This window comes from Pseudomonas sp. PIC25 (genome assembly GCF_002286785.1).
Classification (GTDB): domain Bacteria; phylum Pseudomonadota; class Gammaproteobacteria; order Pseudomonadales; family Pseudomonadaceae; genus Pseudomonas_M.
On sequence record NZ_MUJY01000181.1, the window covers coordinates 13,770 to 33,534 of the forward strand.

The following is a 19,765-nucleotide window of genomic DNA, read 5'->3' on the forward strand; positions in this document are numbered from 1 at the left end:
AACTTCTTACAGCCGAAACCCGATAAATCCCGAAGCTTATGCAAATGCGACAGAAAGCGTCGGGAAGGCGCAGTTTAAACATTGGACAGGGCCGGAGCGCAGGGCCGACGAGACTTTTTCCAGGCACGACGAAAGAACGCTCCCTCCACCCGGGCAGCAGCGCAAAAGAGCGGAAAATCGGGCCCTGACAAGCCGCCACGGAGGACCGAACAAGGGTCAGGAACGGATTGAACGCACCTCAACCACGCTGAACAGAACGACTCCGATGGCAACCGGCACCAACGTCGGCCCGACCGCCGCCTCCGCAAGGCAACCGGGAGCATCGTCTCAAGCGGAAAAAAACAGGCCTCTAAAAGACAAAACCCGGATAGATATCCGTGTTTACGACCATTAACCACGTTCGACGGACGAAGGCGACAGCTCGAACGGATGGTTGCTGCGCCGCTGGTTGCGATCCTCCCGCGGCGTCGCGCCGAAGAAATTGCGATAGGCGCTGGAGAAGTGCGGACCGGAGCTGAACCCGCAGGACAGCCCGATCTGGATGATCGACTTGCTGGTCTGCATCAGCATCTGCCGCGCCTTGTTCAGGCGCAGCTCCAGATAGTACTGACTGGGCACGCGATTGAGGTACTGCTTGAAGATGCGCTCGAGTTGCCGACGGGAAACACAGACGTGCTGGGCAATCTCGTCGGTGGTCAGCGGCTCCTCGATGTTGGCCTCCATCAACAAGACGGCCTGGGTCAGCTTCGGATGGCTGGAGCCAAGGCGGTTCTGCAGCGGAATGCGCTGGCGCTCCCCACCCTCGCGGATGCGTTCCACCACCAGCTCCTCGCTCACCGCGCCGGCCAGCTCGGCGCCGTGGTCGCGGGCCAGCACCGCCAGCAGCAGGTCCAGCACGGCCAAACCGCCACAGGCGGTCAGGCGGTCGCGGTCCCAGTCGAACAGATGGCTGGTGGCGATCACCTTGGGGAAGCGCTCGGTGAAGTCGTCCTGCCAGCGCCAGTGCACCGCTGCCCGGTAGCCATCGAGCAACCCGAGCAGGGCCAGCGGATAAATGCCGGCAGACAATCCGCCAACCACGCAGCCGGCACGCACCACCTGGCGCAACGCACTGGCCAGCGCCGGCGCCAGTTGGGTCGGCGGCTCGTCGGCAACCAGGAACAACTTCTGACAGCCCTCCAGCTTGCCCGCCCAGGGCTCGCCTGGCAGCCGCCAGTCACCCTCGGCGACCGGCTCGGCCTGGAGAAACAGGAGTTCGTACACCACGTCGGGGTGGACGCGCTGGGCAACGCGCAAGGCTTCCTCGGCCAGCGCCAGGGTCATTGCCTTGGTGCCGGGCCAGATCAGGAAGGCGATTCGATGTGAGGTCATGTCAGGGCAGTTTAGGCGAGATGGGAGAAGCTTACTTCAAGCTGCCGGAAAGGAACTGCTTCAATCGCTCGGACTGAGGATTCACCAGCACCTCCTTCGGACAGCCGCGCTCTTCCACCAACCCCTTGTGCAGGAACACCAGCTGGTTGGACACCTCGCGGGCAAAGCCCATCTCATGGGTGACCACCACCATGGTGCGGCCTTCGGTCGCCAGGTCCTGCATCACCTTGAGCACTTCGCCGACCAGTTCAGGGTCGAGGGCCGACGTCGGTTCGTCGAACAGCATCACCTCCGGCTCCATCGCCAGGGCACGGGCGATGGCCACACGCTGCTGCTCGCCACCGGACATGTGCCCCGGATAGGCATCCTTGCGGTGCGCCACGCCAACCTTGGCCAAGTAGTGCTCGGCCTTTTCCTGGGCCTCCTTCTTGGTCACGCCGAGCACGTGCACCGGCGCTTCCATGACGTTTTCCAGGGCGGTCATGTGCGACCACAGGTTGAAATGCTGGAACACCATGGACAAGCGCGAGCGCATGCGCTGCAACTGCTTCGGATCGGCCGCCTTGAGCGCACCGTCCTTGTTGGCGACCAGCTTCAGCTCTTCGCCATTGAGCAGAATCTTGCCGCCGTGCGGCTGTTCCAGCAGGTTGATGCAGCGCAGGAAGGTACTCTTGCCGGAGCCACTGGAGCCGATGATGCTGATCACATCGCCCGCCTTGGCCGCCAGGGAGACGCCCTTGAGCACTTCATGGCTGCCGTAGCGCTTGTGCAAGTCCTGGACTTCGAGTTTGTACATGGTGTCGATTCTCTGAAGGCAATGGATCAGTCGTTGAGCAGGCGACCCTGGCGGATCGGATCGCGGCCGGCCACCTTGGCCAGCCAGTAGCCCGGCCGGGCATAGCGTTGGCGTTCGATGGCGAAGAGCACACCGGATACCGAGGCGTGCACCGTGGTACAGCGGTCATCGAGCGGATCGATGACCTGGAACAGCGCGTCGCCCCGCTCCACCCACTCGCCTGCCCGGCGCAGGAAGCTGACCACCCCGGTATGCGGCGGGAACAGCAGCTCGGTCCCTTCGAAGGGCATGCCCTCGCAGCAGCTCTCCGGTGCCGCCGGCCAGTCGCCGGCGATCAGCCCTTGCTCGGCGAGGAAACCGAGGATCGCCTCGGCATGGGCATCCGCCTGTTCCGGCGTGGTGTCGGTCACCCCCGCCAGTTCCACCGTGGTGGCCAGGCAGGCCAGCGGAATGTCCGCCTGCGGGAAGGCACGGGACAGCCGCAGCCAGGGCAGCGAGCAGGATTCGTCGAACGAACTGCCGCCAGAGTCCTCCGCCAGCAGTGCCACGCCAGCCCCCAGCCGCGCGGCCAGGGAGCGCCACTGCGGCCAGTGCTGCGGCAAGGCGTAGAGATGAATGGCCGCATCGAAATCGCAATGCAGGTCGAGCACCACGTCGGCGTCGCAGGCATGGCACAGCAACAGGCGCTGCAGCCCTTCCAGCTCGCTGGCCGGCGCGGGCAGTTCCTCCAGCACCTCACGCATGGCCTGGCGAATCAGGCGCACGTTGGCGCTGGCGTCGTCGCCCAGGGCGTTACCAATACGCGGCCGCACCAGCGCTTCGAGATCGACGAAGCCACGGTTGAAGTTCTTCCCGCTGGCCTGTTCGAAACGCCCGTGATGCAAGCCCTGGACGAACTGCGCGAGACCGATCGGGTTGGCCACCGGCACCAATTCGATGACGCCGTTCAGGCGCCCTTGCGCCTCCAGCGCGGCGAGCCGCTGCTTGAGCGACCAGGCGGTGCGCATGCCCGGCAGCTCGTCGGCGTGCAGGCTGGCCTGGATGTAGGCCTTGCGCTCGCCCTGGCCGTAGCGGAACACACTGAGACGGCGCTCGCTGCCCAGGGTCATCCAGGGCAGGCAATGATCGATGCGTTGCATGGGCTGCTCCTCAGGCTTTGCGCGGCGCCATGTAGCCGAGCCAGCGGCGTTCGGCGCGCTTGAACAGGCGCACCAGCACGAAGGTCAGGCACAGGTAGAAGACCCCCGCGGTGATGTAGGCCTCGAACGGCAGGTAGTACTGCGAGCTGACGGTACGCGCCGCGCCGGTGATGTCGATCAGGGTAACGATGGAGGCCAGGCTGGTGGTGTGCAGCATCATGATCACCTCGTTGCTGTACTGCGGCAACGCACGGCGCAGCGCGGACGGCAGGAGGATGCGACGGTACAGCTTGAAGCGCGACATACCCACCGCCTTGGCCGCTTCGATCTCGCCATGGGGCGTGGCCTTGAGGCTGCCGGCGAGAATTTCCGCGGTGTAGGCACTGGTATTGATGGCGAAGGCCAGGCAGGCACAGAAGGTCGCGTTGGAGAAATAAGGCCAGAGGAAGCTCTCGCGCACCGCGGCGAACTGCGCCAGTCCGTAGTAGATCAGGAACAGCTGCACCAGCATCGGCGTGCCGCGAATGACGTAGGTGTAGAGCCAGGCCGGGAAGTTCACCGCCGGTTGGCGGGAGACCCGCATCAGCGCCAGCGGCACCGCCACGGTCAGGCCCACGGCCAGGGAAATCAGCAGGAGCTTGAGGGTAACCAGAACGCCGTTGAAGTACAGCGGCAGGTTTTCCCAGATCACGGAGAAGTCGAGGATCATAGTTCAGCCGCCTTGACGCCAACGCTGTAGCGTTTCTCCAGGAAGCGCAGGGCCAGCAGGGAAACGCTGGTCAGCACCAGGTAGAGGGCCGCCACGGCCAGATAGAAGGTGAAGGGTTCGCGGGTGGCATCCGCCGCGCTCTTGGCCTTGAACATCATGTCCTGCAGGCCGACCACCGAAATCAGCGCGGTGGCCTTGGTCAGCACCAGCCAGTTGTTGGTGAAGCCCGGGATGGCGAAGCGGATCATCTGCGGCACCAGGATGCGGAAGAACACTTGGACCCCGCTCATGCCATAGGCGGCGCCCGCCTCGCCCTGCCCTTTCGGAATCGCCATGAAGGCGCCACGGAACGTCTCGGAGAGGTAGGCGCCAAAGATGAAACCGAGGGTGCCGACACCGGCGGCGAAGGCATCGATCTCGATGTAATCCTCGTAACCCAGCATGGGTGCCACGCGGTTCACGATGTCCTGGCCGCCGTAGAAGATCAGCAGGATCAGCACCAGGTCCGGAATACCCCGGATCACCGTGGCATAGGCGTCGCCGAGCAGCGCCAGCCATTTGATCGGCGAAAGACGGAAGGCCGCGCCCAGCAGGCCGAGCAGGATGGCCACCGCCATGGAAGTCAGGGCTAACAACAGGGTGAGCCAGGCACCGTCGACGATGGTCGACCCATAGCCGTTCAGCATGATCTCAAGTCCTCATGCAGCGCCCCCGGGAACCGGGCGGCGCCGGAAACGAAAAAGCGGCACAACAGTCAGGTTAGCCCCGAACGATCCCTCCCGAACCGCTCCGGCCCCGCATCCGGAGGAATCGTCCCTCCTTCCGCTTCACGCTGCGTCCTGCGCGAACCCTGTCGTGCCGCTTTCGGAGAAAGCGATTACTCGCCGTAGACGTTGAAGTCGAAGTACTTGTCCTGGACTTCCTTGTACTTGCCGTTGGCACGGATCGCCGCGATGGCCGCGGTGATCTTGTCGGCCAGGGCCTTGTCGCCCTTGCGTACGGCGATACCGACGCCTTCGCCGAAATACTTCGTGTCGGTGTAGTCCGGGCCGACCAGGGCGAAGCCCTTGCCTGCGTCGGTCTTGAGGAAACCGTCGTCGATGTTCACCACGTCGGCCAAGGTCGCGTCGAGGCGGCCGGCGGCGAGGTCGAGGAAGATTTCGTTCTGCGAGCTGTAGCGGACCACTTCGATACCGGCCGGCACGTAGACGTCGGTAGCGTAGCGGTCATAAATGGAGGCGCGCTGCACGCCAACCTTCTTGCCCTTCAGGTCGACCAGCGGGTCCTTGATCTCGGTACCGGCCTTCATCGCCAGCTTGGCGGGGGTGTGGTAGTACTTGCCGGTGAAGTCCACCGACTTCTTGCGCTCGTCGGTGATCGACATCGACGACAGCACCGCGTCGAACTTACGCACCTTCAGCGCCGGGATCAGGCCGTCGAACTCCTGCTCGATCCACTTGCACTCCACTTTCATCTCTTCGCAGAGCGCATTGCCAATGTCGTAGTCGAAGCCGGTGATCTTGCCTTCGGGAGTCTTGTAGGCGAAGGGCGGGTAGGCCGCTTCGATGCCGATGCGCAGGGGCTTTTCCGCCATCGCCAGCGGCGACAGCACGGACAGCGCCATGGCGCCGAGAAGTACGATCTTTTTCATCGTGATGACTCCTTCGAATGAGGGTTCAGCGATTGGCAGAATAGGACTCGCCCAGGCCGCTTCCAGTCCAGCGGCAACGCAACGACGCGGAGTATGGACCCCGGAAAGCGTCGCCATCTTCGCCGAACGGACGAGCGCAGAGGTTCCGGCTGGGTGAGCGGCATTCTAGCGATAGGCCCAAAGCCGATATTTCTTCAATGCGACAAGTAATTACAAAAGCGCCGGAGGCAGCAGGGATGCAGGTTGACAGCGGAGGGAAAAACTGATTACGCGAATGATCCAGAACCAGTATATCTAGCAATTAGTGATCCATAAATTCCATAGCCGCTCTAGAACGGTACTCACTGTCTTTATCTTTATTCCAGCCGTGTCATTTTTCGCCCCATCGCGGTGCCGATTGTTCCCGATGCACCCGGTTGGAGCACATAGCGTTACAGAGAGGTGTTACGACGGCAGACCGTTTCGTCTGCCGATAAAAATCAGGGAAGCGTGACCTACTGGTCGAGGCTTTGAGTAATGGAAGGTCCCTGGAAAGAGAAAGCTTTGTATGCGTTAAGCGTCTAACCCAATCTCTTCCGTATTCGTAGACAGCCCTCTCCCCGGCCCCTCTCCCGTAAACGGGAGAGGGGGATTCGTACTGCTTGACGTAACGAAGTGAGCCGACGCTTTGGCATCGCCAGAAAGTTTGCAGAAGAGGCGGGGCCAACTTCAGACCCCGTCAGGAAGCCGAGCGGAATCGCCGTGTGGGGGCCGGCCGGGGAAGACGAGCAGCATGGATACCGCGAGAGCTGCGATTGGCCAGGGATGGCCCTTCGCGGGGAGACGCCTAGTTCGGATGCCGGGGCAAGCCCTCTTGGTTACTTCCGGGGCGACAGCCAGAAGCGACTCGCCGGGAGGCGAAACAAGAAGCCTCTACTGAACTCGGTAATGGGTTTGACTCAAATCCCCCTGGCGACAAGGGCCAAAAAGAAACGCCCCGCACGGCTCGTGACCGGCGGGGCGTCTTCAGACAGCCTGATCAGGCGCAGGCGGCCTGCATGCTGCGATGCGTGTCGATAAGGTGCTGCACCACACTGGGATCGGCCAGGGTGGAGATGTCGCCGAGGGAATCGTATTCGGCGACCGCGATCTTGCGCAGGATGCGGCGCATGATCTTGCCCGAGCGGGTCTTCGGCAGGCCCGGCGCCCACTGGATCACGTCCGGCGTGGCGATCGGGCCGATTTCCTTGCGGACCCACTGTTTCAGCTCCAGACGCAGGGCCTCGGAAGGCTCTTCGCCGGCGTTCAGGGTGACGTAGACATAGATGCCCTGCCCCTTGATGTCGTGCGGCATGCCGACCACCGCGGCCTCGGCCACTTTCGGGTGGGCGACCATGGCGCTCTCGATCTCGGCGGTGCCCATGCGGTGGCCGGAGACGTTCAGTACGTCGTCGACGCGGCCGGTGATCCAGTAGTAGCCATCCTCGTCGCGGCGCGCACCGTCGCCGGTGAAGTACATGCCCTTGAAGGTCTTGAAGTAGGTATCGACGAAGCGGTCATGGTCGCCGTACAGGGTACGCGCCTGGCCCGGCCAGGAGTCGATGATCACCAGGTTGCCCTCGGTGGCGCCTTCCAGCAAGTTGCCCAGGTTGTCCACCAGGGCCGGCTGCACGCCGAAGAACGGGCGGGTCGCCGAACCCGGCTTGAGCGCGGTGGCGCCGGGCAGCGGGCTGATCAGGACGCCGCCGGTCTCGGTCTGCCACCAGGTATCGACGATCGGGCAGCGGCTCTGGCCGACGGTCTCGTAGTACCACTGCCAGGCTTCCGGGTTGATCGGCTCGCCGACCGAACCGAGCAGGCGCAGGCTGGAGCCATCGGCGCCCTCCACCGCCGCCTTGCCCTGGGCCATCATGGCGCGGATCGCGGTCGGTGCGGTGTAGAGGATGTTGACCTTGTGCTTGTCGACCACCTTGGCCACGCGGGTGACGTCCGGGTAGTTCGGCACGCCTTCGAACAGCACGGTGGTCGCACCGTTGGCCAGCGGGCCGTAGACGATGTAGCTGTGGCCGGTGACCCAGCCCACGTCGGCGGTGCACCAGTAGACCTCGCCCGGACGGTAGTCGAACACCCGCTCATGGGTCAGCGAGGCGTACAGCAGGTAGCCGGCGGAGGTGTGCAGCACGCCCTTCGGCTTACCGGTGGAGCCGGAGGTGTAGAGGATGAACAGCGCTTCCTCGGCGCCCATTTCCTTCGGCGCGCAGACGCTGCCGGCGACCTTCATCAGGTCTTCGTACCAGATGTCGCGATGGCCGTGCCACTTGATGTTCCCACCGGTGCGCTTGACCACGATGATCTTCTGCACGCTGGCGGTTTCCGGGTTGGTCAGTGCCTCGTCGACGTTTTCCTTCAACGGGGTCTTCTTGCCGCCGCGCACGCCTTCGTCGGCGGTGATCACCACCTTCGAGCGGCAGTCGATGATGCGACCGGCCAAGGCTTCCGGCGAGAAACCGCCGAACACCACGGAATGGATGGCGCCGATACGCGCGCAGGCCAGCATGGCCACCACCGCTTCGGGGATCATCGGCATGTAAATGGTCACCACGTCGCCACGGTGCACGTCCTGGCCGCGCAGGGCGTTGGCAAACTTGCAGACCTGCTCGTGCAGTTCGCGGTAGGTGATGAGCTTGTGTTCGGACGGATCGTCGCCTTCCCAGATGATCGCCACCTGGTCGCCACGCTCTTCCAGGTGACGGTCGAGGCAGTTGTAGGAGACGTTCAGCGTGCCGTCGGCGAACCACTTGATATCCACGTGGTGATCATCGAACGAGGTCTGCTTCACCTTGGTGAAAGGCTTGATCCAGTCCAGACGCTTCGCCTGCTCGCGCCAGAAGCCATCGGGGTTGATCACCGACTGCTGATACATGGCCTTGTAGGTGGCCTCGTCGGTCAGCGACCGGGCGGCGACCTCGGGACGCACGGGGTAGAGGGAAGCAGCGCTCATGACTAACACCTCGGTGAGTAGTTGTTTTTTATGGCGCCTTTTGTAGCCCTCCCCCTGCAAGCGAACCATTCGACCATGGTCTTACCGGTCTACGACCATGGTCGTGCGTTACCCATGCGAGGGCTCTGGCATGCTGGTTCTAGCGGATAGGACGAGGTCGGCTCGGGGAAGAATGGCCACGCAGAACGGGGGGTGGCAGGGGCGAATTCATTCGCCCAATTGTCATGCCGTGATCCGGCGATGATGCGTACGACTTCGCCCCAAGCGCCACCCGCAGCCCGGATAAGCGCCAGCGCAATCCGGAAATCTCACCGCACCAGACGCACGCCTCAGGGCCGGTTGGCGGCCTGTGCCGCCTCGATCAGATCGCGGCCGATCTCGCCCTCGAATTTCTGCCACACCGGCTTCATCGCCTCGCGCCATTCGGCACGCTGCGCCGGGGTGAGCACGAGGATTTCGCTGGTGCCGGCGGCGGCGATGCGCGCGCGGGCTTGCTGGTTGAGCGCCTCGGCCTGGCGGTTCACCTCGACGGTCACTTCGTCCACGACCTTCTCCAGCGCGTCGCGCACGTCGGCCGGCAGGCCGTTCCAGAAGGTCGCGTTGGTGATCAGCATGTAGTCGATAACGCCATGGTCGGATTCGGTGAGGTACTTCTGCACCTCGTGGACCTTCTGGCTCTCGTAGTTCGACCAAGTGTTCTCGGTGCCGTTGACCACCCCGGTCTGCAAACCCTGGTAGACCTCGGCAAAGCTCATCTTGCGCGGGTTGGCGCGCACCGCCTTGAACTGCTCCTCCAGCACCCGCGACGCCTGCACGCGGAACTTCAGGCCGCGCGCATCCTTCGGCTCGCGCAGCGGCTTGTTGGCGGAGAGCTGGCGCATGCCGTTGTGCCAATAGGCCAGGCCGAGGATGTTCTTGTCCTCCATGGCCTTGAGCAGCGCCTTGCCCTGCGGGCCTTTCTGGAAGCGGTCGACGGCGCCCAGGTCATCGAACAGGAACGGCAGATCGAACAACTGAATCGGCTTGGCGTATTGCTCGAACTTGGCCAGCGACGGCGCCAGCAGGTGCACATCGCCGAGCAGCAGCGCCTCCATCTCCTTGCCGTCGCCGAATAACTGAGAGTTCGGGTAGACCTCCACCTTCACCCGTCCGGGCAGGCGCTCTTCGGCGAGCTTCTTGAACAGCAGCGCCCCCTGCCCCTTCGGCGTGTTGTCCGCCACGACGTGGGAGAACTTGATAACGATGGGCTCGGACGGCGCCGATTCGGCATGCGCCAGACCGGCGAGGGACAACGACAGGGCGCATAGGAGTGCGCGGAATATCGACTTCAGCATGGTGCATACCTCTTGTTCTTGTCAGTGCTGAAAAGGGAATGGCGCGCCGCCTCGCGGCGAGAACGCCCTATGCCGGATCGAGCCCGGCGCGTTGCAGCAGGCGGCGGGCGCGGCCGATCACCGGCGCGTCGACCATCTGCCCATCGACCACGAACACCCCGTCGCCCGAAGCGTTCGCGGCCATGATCCGGCGTGCCCAGGCGAGTTCCTCGGCGCTGGGCATCAGCGCTTCGTGGACCACCGCGACCTGGCTCGGGTGGATGCACAGCAGCCCGCCGAAGCCCATATCACGAGCGTTGCGCGCGGCCTCGGCGAGCCCGTCGTGGTCGGCGATGGCGGGAAACACGGTGTCCAGCGGCGCCGCCAGCCCGGCCGTGCGGCTGTGCAGGAGCAGCGCGTAGCGGGCCTGATCGAGGATACGTTCGGCGGCCGCGCTGCCGCTGGAAATCCCCAGGTCGAGGCCGAGGTCGAGACCGCCGAAGGACAACCGCTCGACACCGACGCTTCGGGCGATTTCCGCCAGCGCCAGCAGCCCCGCCGCGCTTTCCACCAGCGGCCAAACCGGCTTGCCGCAGGCCGCCGCCACAATCGTCTGGGCAACGCTCTCCACCTTGGGCAGCAGCACGCCGATCACGCCGGAATAGCGCTGGCACAGCGCGAGATCGGCGGTTTGGCCGGGGTGGCCCGGGGCATTGATCCGCACCCGCACACAGGCATCGGGATTGGCGGCGAGGAACGCATCCAGATGGGCACGCGCCTCCTCCTTCTGCGCCTCCGGCACGGCATCTTCGAGATCGACGATGACCGCGTCGGCACCGCTGACCAGGGCCTTGGGAATACGCTCCGGCCGGGTCGCCGGGACGAACAGGGCGGAGCGGATGAGCGTGGTGTTCATGGTGTGTCCTATGCAAAAAACCGTTGGCGAGATCGATCCGAGATAACGCGATATCACCGCATGTCTGTTCGCGAATGAATTCGCTCCCACAAAAGGAGCCATCTGCATAGCCCGGCGTACGCCGATGCATCGCCGGGCGGATTTATCCGCCCGCGAGGCTCCGCCGAACGAATGCATCTGCCCCTTCACGTAACCCTGTAGGAGCCAGCTCTGCTGGCGATCCGTGCGTCTCTACACCGCACCGGCCTCACGCAATTGCCGGATATCGCTCTCGGCGAACCCCAGTTCGGCGAGCAGGGATTCGGTGTGTTGGCCCAGCGCTGGCACCGGATCCATGCGCGGGGCGAAGGCGTTGTTGCGTCCCGGCGGCAGCAGGGCCGGCAGCGGGCCGGACGGGCTGTCCACCTCGCGCCAACAGTCGCGTGCCTGCAATTGCGGATGCGCCCAGACACCGGCCATGTCGTTCACATGGGCGTTGGCGATCTGCGCGGCCTCCAGCCGTTCGATCACCTGTTCGGCGCTGAGCCCGGCGAAGGTCTCGACGATCAGCGCCCGCAGCACCTCGCGATTGGCCGAACGCTTGAAATTGGCGGAGAAGCGCTCGTCGCCAGCCAGTTCCGGCCGCAGCAGGACCCTCTCGCAGAACAGTTGCCACTCGCGCTCGTTCTGCAGGCCGAGCATCACGGTGCCGCCGTCGCCGGTGGGGAACGGCCCGTAGGGGTAGATGGTGGCGTGGGCGGCGCCGGCGCGCGGCGGCGGCGGTGCGCCGTCGAAGGCGTAGTACAGCGGGTAGCCCATCCACTCCACCAGGCTTTCCAGCATGGACACATCCACCCGGCTGCCCTGTCCGGTCTTCTCCCGCAACATCAGTGCGGAGAGCACGCCGGTGTAGGCGTACATGCCGGAAGCAATATCGGCGATGGAGCAGCCGGCCTTGGCCATCTGGTCCTCGCCGGGGCCGCCGGTCACGGAGAGGAAGCCACCCTCGCTCTGGATCAGCAGGTCGTAGGCTTTCTTCTGCTCGTACGGGCCGCCTTCGCCGTAGCCGGAAATGTCACAGACGATCAGCCGCGGAAAGCGCTCATGCAGGGCCTCGAAGGACAGCCCCATGCGCGCCGCCGCGCCGGGTGCGAGGTTCTGTACCAGCACGTCGGCCTCGCCGAGCAGGCGCTCCAGTACCGCCATGGCCTCGGCGCGCTTGAGATCGAGGGTCAGGCTTTCCTTGGAACGATTGGTCCAGACGAAATGGGAGGCCAGCCCCCTCACCCGCTCGTCGTAACCACGGGCGAAATCGCCGGAGCCGGGGCGTTCCACCTTGATCACCCGCGCGCCGAGGTCAGCCAGTTGACGAGTACAGAACGGCGCGGCGATGGCGTGCTCCAGGCTGACCACGGTGATGCCGTCGAGGGGACGTTGTTCGCTTGCGTTCATTGTTTTCATACCTACCTTTTGCAGGAGCGGATTTATCCGCGAAGATGTCCGCCATCCGGCACAGCAGAAGCTGCCTGACACATTGCATTCGCGGATAAATCCGCTCCCACGGAATGTTCGGTTCGCGTCAAAGCAGATTGCCCAAGTCATCGGTTCCACGCAGGCGCCAGACCCGCTCGATCAGCACGCTGGCGTCATCCGGGTGGTAGCCGCCGAAGGCCAGCAGACGGCGGAATTTGTCTTCCAGTTCGAGGCGTGAGAGGCCGTTGTCCGGGTCGCCCTTGGGGCTGTCGATGGCACCGCGCAGGATGCGACCGTCGGTGGTGGCCACCTCGATGCGGCCCAGCCAGCGCGCCGGGTAAGCGCTGTCCACCTCGGGATCGAGGACCATCCGCACCTTGTCGCGGAACGCCGCCACCCGGGGATCGCCCAGGGCGAAGCGCTGGAACTCGGCGAGTCCGGCCTTGCCGTGCACCGCGATCAGGCCAAGCACGGTCCCCATGGAGAACTTCGCCTGGTGCACACTCTGCGGCACCGTCACCCGGCCGAGCACGTCGAGCGCGCCCTGGTGGACACGGGCGGTGACGGCAGAAATGGCCTCGGCCTCCAGCCCCTCGCGCCACATCAGGTCGAGCAGCGCATCGGCGGCCGGGTGGGTGTGGCGGCAGGAGGCGTGGTACTTGAAGGAGGTTTCCAGGATCGCCCAGCGCTGGCCGAGGCGGTCGGCCAGTCGGCTCGGGTCGGCATCGCTGGACATGCCGGCCGCCATGCCCTGCTCGCCTTCGAGAATATCCTGGGCGCCGGTCAGCCCGTCCGCCGTCAGGTAGGCGGCGAGCAGGCCATCGGCGGCGGCCTTGGCGGTGTGCAGTTGCTTGGAGTCGGCAGCGTCGCGGAGGAACTGCCAGAGCCCGGCAGCCTGGGTGCCGGCACTGCCCAGCAGGTGCAGCATGCGCGCGGCGTCGAAGTCCATCAGCTTGCCCACCGCGACAGCGGCGGCCAGGGTGCCTACAGTCGCCGTGGTGTGGAAGATGCGGTAGTGCGAGCGGCCGAGAAATTCGCCGATGCGAATGCCCGCCTCGTAGCCGGCCACCGCCGCCAGGATCAACTCACGGCCGGATTTGCCCAGGTCCTGCGCGGCGGCCAGTGCGGCCGGAAACACCACCGTGGCCGGGTGCAGCACCGAGCTGTTGTGCAGGTCGTCCTGCTCCAGCAGGTGCGAGCTGGCGGCGTTGACCAGGGCGGCGAAGTACGCCGAAGTGCCGCGCCCGCTGACCAGAATGCGCGCCGCGCCATCGGCCGGCCCCATGCGCTCGGCATAGCGCTCGAACAGTGGGATCGGCTGCTGGCCACGAGCGGCCAGGGCCGAACCGAGCCAGTCGAGGAACAGCTCCTCGGTGCAGGCCACCACGTCTTCGGGCAGGTCGTCGTAGCGGAGTGCGGCGAGGAAGGCGGCCAAGGTGTTCGTCTGGGACATGCGGGCTCCTCAGAAGCTGCGCGGCAAGTCGAGCAAGTGCTCGGCCACGTAGGACAGGATCAGGTTGGTGGAGATGGGCGCCACCTGGTACAGGCGCGTCTCGCGGAACTTGCGCTCGACGTCGTACTCGCAGGCGAAGCCGAAGCCGCCGTGGGTCTGCAGGCAGGCATTGGCCGCCTCCCAGGAAGCCTTGGCCGCCAGATACTTGGCCATGTTGGCGCTGGCCCCGGCATTCAGCCCGGCGTCGTACTCGCGGCAGGCGCGCCAGCGCATCAGGTCGGCCGCCTCGATCTCGATGTGCGCCTCGGCGATGGGGAACTGCACACCCTGGTTCTGCCCGATGGGCCGACCGAACACCACGCGGTCGCGGGCGTATTGGCTGGCCTTGTCGACGAACCAGCGGCCGTCGCCGATGCACTCGGCGGCGATCAGGGTGCGTTCGGCGTTGAGGCCATCGAGGATGTAACGGAAGCCCTTGCCCTCCTCGCCGATCAGACTCTCGACCGGCAGCTCCAGGTTGTCGAAGAACAGCTCGTTGGTCTCGTGGTTGACCATGTTGGCGATGGGCTGGACGGTCAGCCCATTGCCGATGGCTTCGCGCAGGTCGACGAGGAAGATCGACATGCCCTCGGACTTCTTCTTCACCTCGGCCAGCGGCGTGGTGCGCGCCAGCAGGATCATCAGGTCGGAATGCTGGATGCGCGAGATCCACACTTTCTGGCCGTTGATGACGTAGCGCTCGCCCTTCTTCACCGCCGTGGTCTTGATCCTGGTGGTGTCGGTGCCGGTGGTGGGCTCGGTGACGCCCATGGATTGCAGACGCAGTTCGCCAGCGGCGATCTTCGGCAGGTACTCGCGCTTCTGCGCCTCGCTGCCGTTCCGCAGCAAGGTGAACATGTTGTACATCTGGCCGTGCACGGTGCCGGAGTTGCCGCCGCAGCGGTTGACCTCCTCGAGAATCACCGAAGCCTCCGCCAGGCCCAGGCCGGAGCCGCCGTACTCGGCCGGGATCATCGCCGCCAGCCAGCCGGCACGGGTCAGCGCTTCGACGAAGGCTTCGGGGAAACCTTTCTGCTCATCGACCTTGCGCCAGTATTCGGCGGGGAACTCCGCGCAAAGGGCGCGCACGCCGTCACGGATGGCGTTGAGTTCTTCTGCATTCTGATGGTCATTTGTCATGCCGTTGCTTCCTCGTTGCCAGCGAGAGCGAGTCCCGCCATACACCTCACTCGAATTCCACCTCTGCCCGCTGCGCCAGGCCCGCCTGATCGCCCGCCCACAGCTCGGCACGGCCGGGGGCAGTGAGCCGGCCGCCCACTTCGAACGGCTGCGGCGCAATCAGCGGGCGCAGACCGCGATAGGCGAAGTGGCGCAGGCGTGCTTGCGGATTGGCACGGCAGAAGGCACGCAGGTTGAGGGTGGCGATCAGCGGGCCGTGCACTACCAGCCCGGCGTAGCCCTCGCCCTCGGTGGCGTAGGGCCAGTCGTAATGGATGCGATGGCCGTTGAAGGTCACCGCCGAATAACGGAACAGCAGCGTCGAGCTGGGCGTCACCGCCTCGCGCCAATCGCCTGCGATCAGAGGGTCGCCGCTGGAGGTTTTCGGCGGGCTGGGTTCGCGGTAGACGATGTCCTGCTCTTCGCGCAGGGCCAGCCGGCCGCTCTGGAAGTAGTCGTGGCGCAGGGTGACGAACAACAGCGCGCCGGTCCGTCCGTGCTTTTCCTCGACATTGAGGATGGTGGTCACGCGGCTGGCCTCGCCCCCGGCCCGCAGCGGTTCGAAGAATTCGAAACGCCCGCCGGCCCACATGCGATTGCGTCCCTCGGCCCGCGGCAGGAAACCGCCGCGCGCCGGGTGGCCGTCGCCGCCCAGACCGCTCTCGGTCACGGCCTCCTGAAAGAAGCACCAGTGCCACAACGGCGGCAGCGCCTCGCCGGTCGCCGGGGTCGGTTCGCCGAAAGTGGCGGCGATGCGTTGAAGCAAGGTACCGCTCAGCGTGTCGTGGGTTTCCTCGGTGAGCCCGATCCAGGCGGAGAACGCAGCGTCGCTCATGGTTATCTCTCGCGGCAGTTGTGATCTGCCGGCAAGGATGCAAGGCGCACCGCGTTCCGGGAATCAGTGTTTATTTAACCCAGCGTTCGATTATGCTGAACGCCACGCACAGCGGGCCGTCCTGCTCCCCACTGTATGAAGACGCGGAGCGTCTCGGTCTGCATGCCCACGCGGAGCGTGGGAACGATCAAAAACCAGAGGCTCACCATGCACTTCGATCTGGCCGACCTGCGCCTGTTCATCCACATTGCCGAGGCGCCGAGCCTGACCCAGGGCGCCCGCCGCGCCTTTCTCTCCCCAGCCGCCGCCAGCGCGCGGATCAAGGCCCTCGAAGGCCAGCTCGGTTCGCGCCTGCTGTACCGCGACAATCGCGGCGTCGAGCTGACCCCGGCCGGCCAGCGGCTGCTGCAGCACGCCCGGCTGATCATGCGCCAGGTGGATTACCTGAAGAGCGAGTTCACCGAGTACGGGGCCGAAGCGGCCGGGCACATTCGCATCTTCGCCAACACCACGGCGGTCACCGAATTCCTCCCCGAGGTCCTCGCCGGCTTCCTCGCCGACCGCCCCGGCGTCACGGTGGACCTGCAGGAGAGACTGTCGCGCGACATCGTGCGCGGCGTGCTGGATGGCTCCACCGACCTCGGCATCATCGCCGGGCCGGTACAGGCGCCCGGCCTGCAAGTGCTGCACTTCAGCACCGACCGGCTGGTGCTGGCGGTGCCCGTCGACCATGAACTGGCCACCCGCGAACAGGTGAAATTGCACGACACCCTTGCCTTCCAGCACATCGGCCTGCACGAAGGCAGCACCCTGCTGAGCTTTCTGCGCGAACGGGTGGAGCACTTGGGCGAGCAGTTGTCGCTGCGCATCCAGGTGTCGAGTTTCGAGGCGGTGTGCCGGATGATCGAGGCCGGCGTGGGCATCGGCATCATCCCGGAGTCGGCGGCACGCCGGCACAGCCGGACCATGCGCCTGGCGGTGGTAAAACTGGACGAGCTTTGGGCGGTGCGCGAACGCAGCATCCTGGTTCGCGAACTGGAGGCGTTGCCGGGGAGCATCCGCGCGCTGATCGCCACCCTGCGACAGGAGCCCGATCCGGCGCGTTGAGCGGGCAAAAAAGAGGGCGACCCATGAGGCCGCCCGCCCAATCCATTCCGGGAAACGGAATGTCCAGTAACGCTTGCGTCCAGATCACGCAGATTCGGACGGCCCCTTTTTACCCAGCGAGCCAGGATACGGCCATTGCACCAAGGTCGTAGAGAAGGAGCTATTCCTTCCCGCCAAGCCCATGCTGGCGCAGCTTGTTGGCGATGGTGGTGTGCGACACGCCCAGCCGCTTGCCCAGTTGGCGGCTGCTCGGGTGTTCGGCGTAGAGGCGCTCCAGCACGGCCTTCTCGAAGCGGCCAAGAATGTCGTCCAGGCTGCCCTCGGTGGAGAACTCGCCCAGCGGCTGCGGCGCGCCGTAGTCCGGCAGGCGGATGTGCTCGGGCTTCACCGTGCCGCCCTCGCACAACGAGACCGCCTGGAACAGCACGTTCTCCAGTTGCCGCACGTTGCCCGGCCAGTGGTAGTGACTGAGCCGCTCGAACGCCTGCGGTGCCAGCTTCGGTAGCGAACAGCCGATCTGCCGGCTGGCCTGGTCGAGGAAGTGCTCCACCAGCGGCGCCAGTCCGTCGAGGCATTCGCGCAGGGGCGGAATGTGCAGGCTGAGCACGTTGAGGCGGTGGTAGAGGTCCTGGCGGAATTCGCCACGGGCACAGAGTTCGGAGAGGTCCTGCTGGGTGGCGCAGATCACCCGCACGTCGAGGTAGACCTCCTCGTCGCTGCCGACCCGGCGGAAACAGCCATCCTGCAGAAAGCGCAGCAGCTTGGCCTGGAGGCGCGGGCTCATTTCGCCGACGCCGTCGAGGAACAGCGTGCCGCCCGCGGTCAGTTCGAGCAGGCCGAGCTTGCCCTCCGGGCGCGCCCCTTCGAAGGCGCCGGGGCCGTAGCCGAACAGTTCGGTCTCAGCCATGGATTCCGGCAGGCCGGCGCAATTCAGTGCCATGAACGGCGACTGCCCGCGCGGGCTGGCCAGGTGGCAGGCACGGGCCAGCAATTCCTTGCCGGTGCCGGTCTCGCCTTCGATCAGCAGTGGCGCGTCCAGCGGTGCCATGCGTCGCGCCTCGCGGACCACCGCGGCCATCACCTTGGAACTTTGGAAGATGCTGTCGAAGCCGCGCAGCTCCTGTTTGCGCACGTTGTAGATGCGCTCGCCGACCCGGTCTGCCCGGTGCAGGGTGAGCACCGCGCCGGCCAGGGCATCGCTCTCGTCGTGCTCGGTCTGCAACGGGGCGATGTCGGCGAGGAAGATGTCGCCCTTCACCTTCACCCGCAATCCGTTGATCCGCGCCTTGTTGGCGCGCACCAGCTCGGGCAGGTCGAAGTCCTCGGTGTAGCGCGACAGCGGAATGCCCGGCACCTCGTCGACGCGCACGCCGAGTAGCTGGGCCGCCGCCCGGTTGGCGGCGACGATGGAGCCGCCCATGTCGATGGACAGCACGGGGAAGTCCAACGCGCCGAGCAGCGCGTTCAGCTCCAGGTGACGGCGCTCGCTGGGCATCAGCCCGACGCGCTTGACGCCGAACACGCCGTGGATGGCTTCCAGCTTCGGGCGCAGGGCCTGGAACTGGAGATTGATCAGGTTCGGGCAATGCAGGTAGATGGCGTTGCCCTGCTCGCCGCCGACCTCGCCACGCGCCACGTTGATGCCGTAATCGACCAGCAGGTTGAGAATGTCGCGGAGGATGCCGACACGGTTCTGGCAATGGACTTTGATGCGCATAAAGGACCACGGTCTGTTGGTTACGGCCTTTTTTCGTATGTCGGCCTTAATTTTCCGTCAAGAATATGTGACAGATCGACGTACCAGCAAGGCCAAACCAAGCCAATTCGAGAGTATCGTAAGTTTTTCTTTACGATATTTCTGGAAAACAGCGCAGCAGACCTTGTGAGCAGGGCTGTTCCCGGTTGGCTTTCGTGTTTTTCATGGAGTCAACACAACAACAAAGCCCGCCCTCAGGAGGCGCCTATGAAAACCACGCAGTACGTGGCCCGTCAGCCGGACGAGCATGGTTTCATTCATTACCCCGAAGCCGAGCATGCCGTCTGGAACACACTGATCACCCGCCAGTTGAAGGTGATCGAGGGTCGCGCCTGCCAGGAATACCTGGACGGCATCGAGCAGCTCGGCCTGCCGCATGACCGCATTCCCCAGCTCGACGAGATCAACCGCGTACTCCAGGGCGCCACCGGCTGGCGCGTGGCGCGGGTACCGGCACTGATCCCGTTCCAAACCTTCTTCGAACTGCTGGCCAGCCAGCAATTCCCGGTGGCCACCTTCATCCGCACCCCGGAAGAACTGGACTACCTGCAAGAGCCGGACATCTTCCACGAAATCTTCGGCCACTGCCCGCTGCTGACCAACCCCTGGTTCGCCGAATTCACCCACACCTACGGCAAGCTCGGCCTGAAGGCGAGCAAGGAAGAACGCGTCTTCCTCGCCCGTCTGTACTGGATGACCATCGAGTTCGGCCTGGTCGACACCCCGGCCGGTCGTCGCATCTACGGCGGCGGCATCCTTTCCTCGCCGAAGGAAACCGTCTATTGCCTGTCGAATGAACCCGAGCACCAGCCGTTCGACCCGCTGGAGGCGATGCGCACTCCGTACCGCATCGACATCCTGCAACCGCTGTACTTCGTGCTGCCGGACCTCAAGCGCCTGTTCGACCTGGCCCACGAGGACATCATGGCACTGGTCCACCAGGCCATGGCCCTCGGCCTGCACGCGCCGAAATTCCCGCCCAAGGCGGCCTGACGCACATCACTGCGTAGCGCGCAGGCCGGGCCGGACGACGCGACCCGGCCTGCGTACGGACTACGCTTGACCCCGT

Annotated in this window: 16 protein-coding genes; 2 read left to right on the top strand and 14 right to left on the bottom strand. The window is 65.0% G+C overall.

What is annotated here, in order from left to right; all coding sequences use genetic code 11:
- Positions 1 to 390: 390 nt before the first annotated feature.
- The 13 genes from argR to BZL41_RS23915 form a co-directional block, all read right to left on the bottom strand.
- Positions 391 to 1,371 (bottom strand): transcriptional regulator ArgR, encoded by a 981-nt coding sequence (argR, locus tag BZL41_RS23855; RefSeq protein ID WP_095601558.1) that lies wholly within the window; start codon positions 1,369 to 1,371, stop codon positions 391 to 393.
- A gap of 31 nt (positions 1,372 to 1,402) precedes the next feature.
- Positions 1,403 to 2,167, bottom strand: a complete 765-nt coding sequence (locus BZL41_RS23860; RefSeq protein WP_095601559.1) for an ABC transporter ATP-binding protein — start codon at positions 2,165 to 2,167, stop codon at positions 1,403 to 1,405.
- 26 nt (positions 2,168 to 2,193) lie between these two features.
- Complete coding sequence (locus tag BZL41_RS23865) at positions 2,194 to 3,306, bottom strand: succinylglutamate desuccinylase/aspartoacylase family protein (RefSeq protein WP_095601560.1); 1,113 nt, start codon at positions 3,304 to 3,306, stop codon at positions 2,194 to 2,196.
- A gap of 10 nt (positions 3,307 to 3,316) precedes the next feature.
- Positions 3,317 to 4,015, bottom strand: coding sequence for an ABC transporter permease (locus BZL41_RS23870; RefSeq protein ID WP_095601561.1), 699 nt, complete (start codon positions 4,013 to 4,015; stop codon positions 3,317 to 3,319).
- Positions 4,012 to 4,701, bottom strand: coding sequence for an ABC transporter permease (locus BZL41_RS23875; protein ID WP_084339125.1), 690 nt, complete (start codon positions 4,699 to 4,701; stop codon positions 4,012 to 4,014). Before BZL41_RS23875 ends, BZL41_RS23870 begins: the two co-directional genes overlap by 4 nt.
- A gap of 191 nt (positions 4,702 to 4,892) precedes the next feature.
- Positions 4,893 to 5,666 carry an ABC transporter substrate-binding protein gene (locus BZL41_RS23880; protein WP_095601562.1) on the bottom strand — a complete coding sequence of 258 codons (774 nt, stop codon included), beginning with the start codon at positions 5,664 to 5,666 and terminating at the stop codon, positions 4,893 to 4,895.
- 1,018 nt (positions 5,667 to 6,684) lie between these two features.
- On the bottom strand, positions 6,685 to 8,646 hold the full coding sequence (acs, locus tag BZL41_RS23885) for an acetate--CoA ligase (protein ID WP_095601563.1): 1,962 nt from the start codon (positions 8,644 to 8,646) through the stop codon (positions 6,685 to 6,687).
- Between the two features lie 329 nt (positions 8,647 to 8,975).
- Entirely contained in the window at positions 8,976 to 9,980 is a 1,005-nt protein-coding gene (locus BZL41_RS23890) for a TRAP transporter substrate-binding protein (protein WP_095601564.1), read from the bottom strand.
- A 67-nt stretch (positions 9,981 to 10,047) separates the two neighbouring features.
- A complete protein-coding gene (locus BZL41_RS23895; protein ID WP_095601565.1) occupies positions 10,048 to 10,875 on the bottom strand; it encodes a CoA ester lyase in 828 nt (275 codons plus the stop codon).
- 231 nt (positions 10,876 to 11,106) lie between these two features.
- Positions 11,107 to 12,306: a CaiB/BaiF CoA-transferase family protein gene (locus tag BZL41_RS23900; protein ID WP_095601566.1), complete on the bottom strand. Its 1,200-nt coding sequence runs from the start codon at positions 12,304 to 12,306 to the stop codon at positions 11,107 to 11,109.
- A gap of 127 nt (positions 12,307 to 12,433) precedes the next feature.
- On the bottom strand, positions 12,434 to 13,780 hold the full coding sequence (locus BZL41_RS23905) for an MmgE/PrpD family protein (RefSeq protein WP_095601567.1): 1,347 nt from the start codon (positions 13,778 to 13,780) through the stop codon (positions 12,434 to 12,436).
- A gap of 9 nt (positions 13,781 to 13,789) precedes the next feature.
- The gene (locus BZL41_RS23910; RefSeq protein ID WP_095601568.1) at positions 13,790 to 14,959 is read right to left on the bottom strand and encodes an acyl-CoA dehydrogenase family protein; all 1,170 of its coding nucleotides are present in this window, start codon (positions 14,957 to 14,959) and stop codon (positions 13,790 to 13,792) included.
- 46 nt (positions 14,960 to 15,005) lie between these two features.
- On the bottom strand, positions 15,006 to 15,833 hold the full coding sequence (locus BZL41_RS23915; RefSeq protein WP_095601569.1) for a MaoC family dehydratase N-terminal domain-containing protein: 828 nt from the start codon (positions 15,831 to 15,833) through the stop codon (positions 15,006 to 15,008).
- Between the two features lie 207 nt (positions 15,834 to 16,040).
- Between BZL41_RS23915 and BZL41_RS23920 the strand changes: the two genes are divergently transcribed.
- Positions 16,041 to 16,940 carry a LysR family transcriptional regulator gene (locus BZL41_RS23920; protein ID WP_095601570.1) on the top strand — a complete coding sequence of 300 codons (900 nt, stop codon included), beginning with the start codon at positions 16,041 to 16,043 and terminating at the stop codon, positions 16,938 to 16,940.
- Between the two features lie 160 nt (positions 16,941 to 17,100).
- Here BZL41_RS23920 and BZL41_RS23925 read toward each other — a convergent pair whose 3' ends face one another.
- Positions 17,101 to 18,657 (bottom strand): sigma-54-dependent transcriptional regulator, encoded by a 1,557-nt coding sequence (locus tag BZL41_RS23925; RefSeq protein ID WP_095601571.1) that lies wholly within the window; start codon positions 18,655 to 18,657, stop codon positions 17,101 to 17,103.
- Positions 18,658 to 18,903: 246 nt separating this feature from the next.
- Here BZL41_RS23925 and phhA point away from each other — a divergent pair, with 246 nt between their 5' ends.
- The gene (gene phhA / locus BZL41_RS23930; protein WP_095601572.1) at positions 18,904 to 19,689 is read left to right on the top strand and encodes a phenylalanine 4-monooxygenase; all 786 of its coding nucleotides are present in this window, start codon (positions 18,904 to 18,906) and stop codon (positions 19,687 to 19,689) included.
- The last annotated feature ends 76 nt before the right edge of the window (positions 19,690 to 19,765 follow it).

Bases quoted from the DNA above. Each gene is read 5' to 3' on its own strand.
- phhA (WP_095601572.1), top strand. From the start codon at position 18,904: ATGAAAACCACGCAGTACGTGGCCCGTCAGCCGGACGAGCATGGTTTC.
- BZL41_RS23900 (WP_095601566.1), bottom strand. From the start codon at position 12,306: ATGAACGCAAGCGAACAACGTCCCCTCGACGGCATCACCGTGGTCAGC.
- BZL41_RS23890 (WP_095601564.1), bottom strand. From the start codon at position 9,980: ATGCTGAAGTCGATATTCCGCGCACTCCTATGCGCCCTGTCGTTGTCC.
- BZL41_RS23860 (WP_095601559.1), bottom strand. From the start codon at position 2,167: ATGTACAAACTCGAAGTCCAGGACTTGCACAAGCGCTACGGCAGCCAT.
- BZL41_RS23870 (WP_095601561.1), bottom strand. From the start codon at position 4,015: ATGATCCTCGACTTCTCCGTGATCTGGGAAAACCTGCCGCTGTACTTC.
- BZL41_RS23865 (WP_095601560.1), bottom strand. From the start codon at position 3,306: ATGCAACGCATCGATCATTGCCTGCCCTGGATGACCCTGGGCAGCGAG.
- BZL41_RS23915 (WP_095601569.1), bottom strand. From the start codon at position 15,833: ATGAGCGACGCTGCGTTCTCCGCCTGGATCGGGCTCACCGAGGAAACC.
- BZL41_RS23905 (WP_095601567.1), bottom strand. From the start codon at position 13,780: ATGTCCCAGACGAACACCTTGGCCGCCTTCCTCGCCGCACTCCGCTAC.
- BZL41_RS23920 (WP_095601570.1), top strand. From the start codon at position 16,041: ATGCACTTCGATCTGGCCGACCTGCGCCTGTTCATCCACATTGCCGAG.
- argR (WP_095601558.1), bottom strand. From the start codon at position 1,371: ATGACCTCACATCGAATCGCCTTCCTGATCTGGCCCGGCACCAAGGCA.
- BZL41_RS23895 (WP_095601565.1), bottom strand. From the start codon at position 10,875: ATGAACACCACGCTCATCCGCTCCGCCCTGTTCGTCCCGGCGACCCGG.
- acs (WP_095601563.1), bottom strand. From the start codon at position 8,646: ATGAGCGCTGCTTCCCTCTACCCCGTGCGTCCCGAGGTCGCCGCCCGG.
- BZL41_RS23875 (WP_084339125.1), bottom strand. From the start codon at position 4,701: ATGCTGAACGGCTATGGGTCGACCATCGTCGACGGTGCCTGGCTCACC.
- BZL41_RS23880 (WP_095601562.1), bottom strand. From the start codon at position 5,666: ATGAAAAAGATCGTACTTCTCGGCGCCATGGCGCTGTCCGTGCTGTCG.
- BZL41_RS23925 (WP_095601571.1), bottom strand. From the start codon at position 18,657: ATGCGCATCAAAGTCCATTGCCAGAACCGTGTCGGCATCCTCCGCGAC.
- BZL41_RS23910 (WP_095601568.1), bottom strand. From the start codon at position 14,959: ATGACAAATGACCATCAGAATGCAGAAGAACTCAACGCCATCCGTGAC.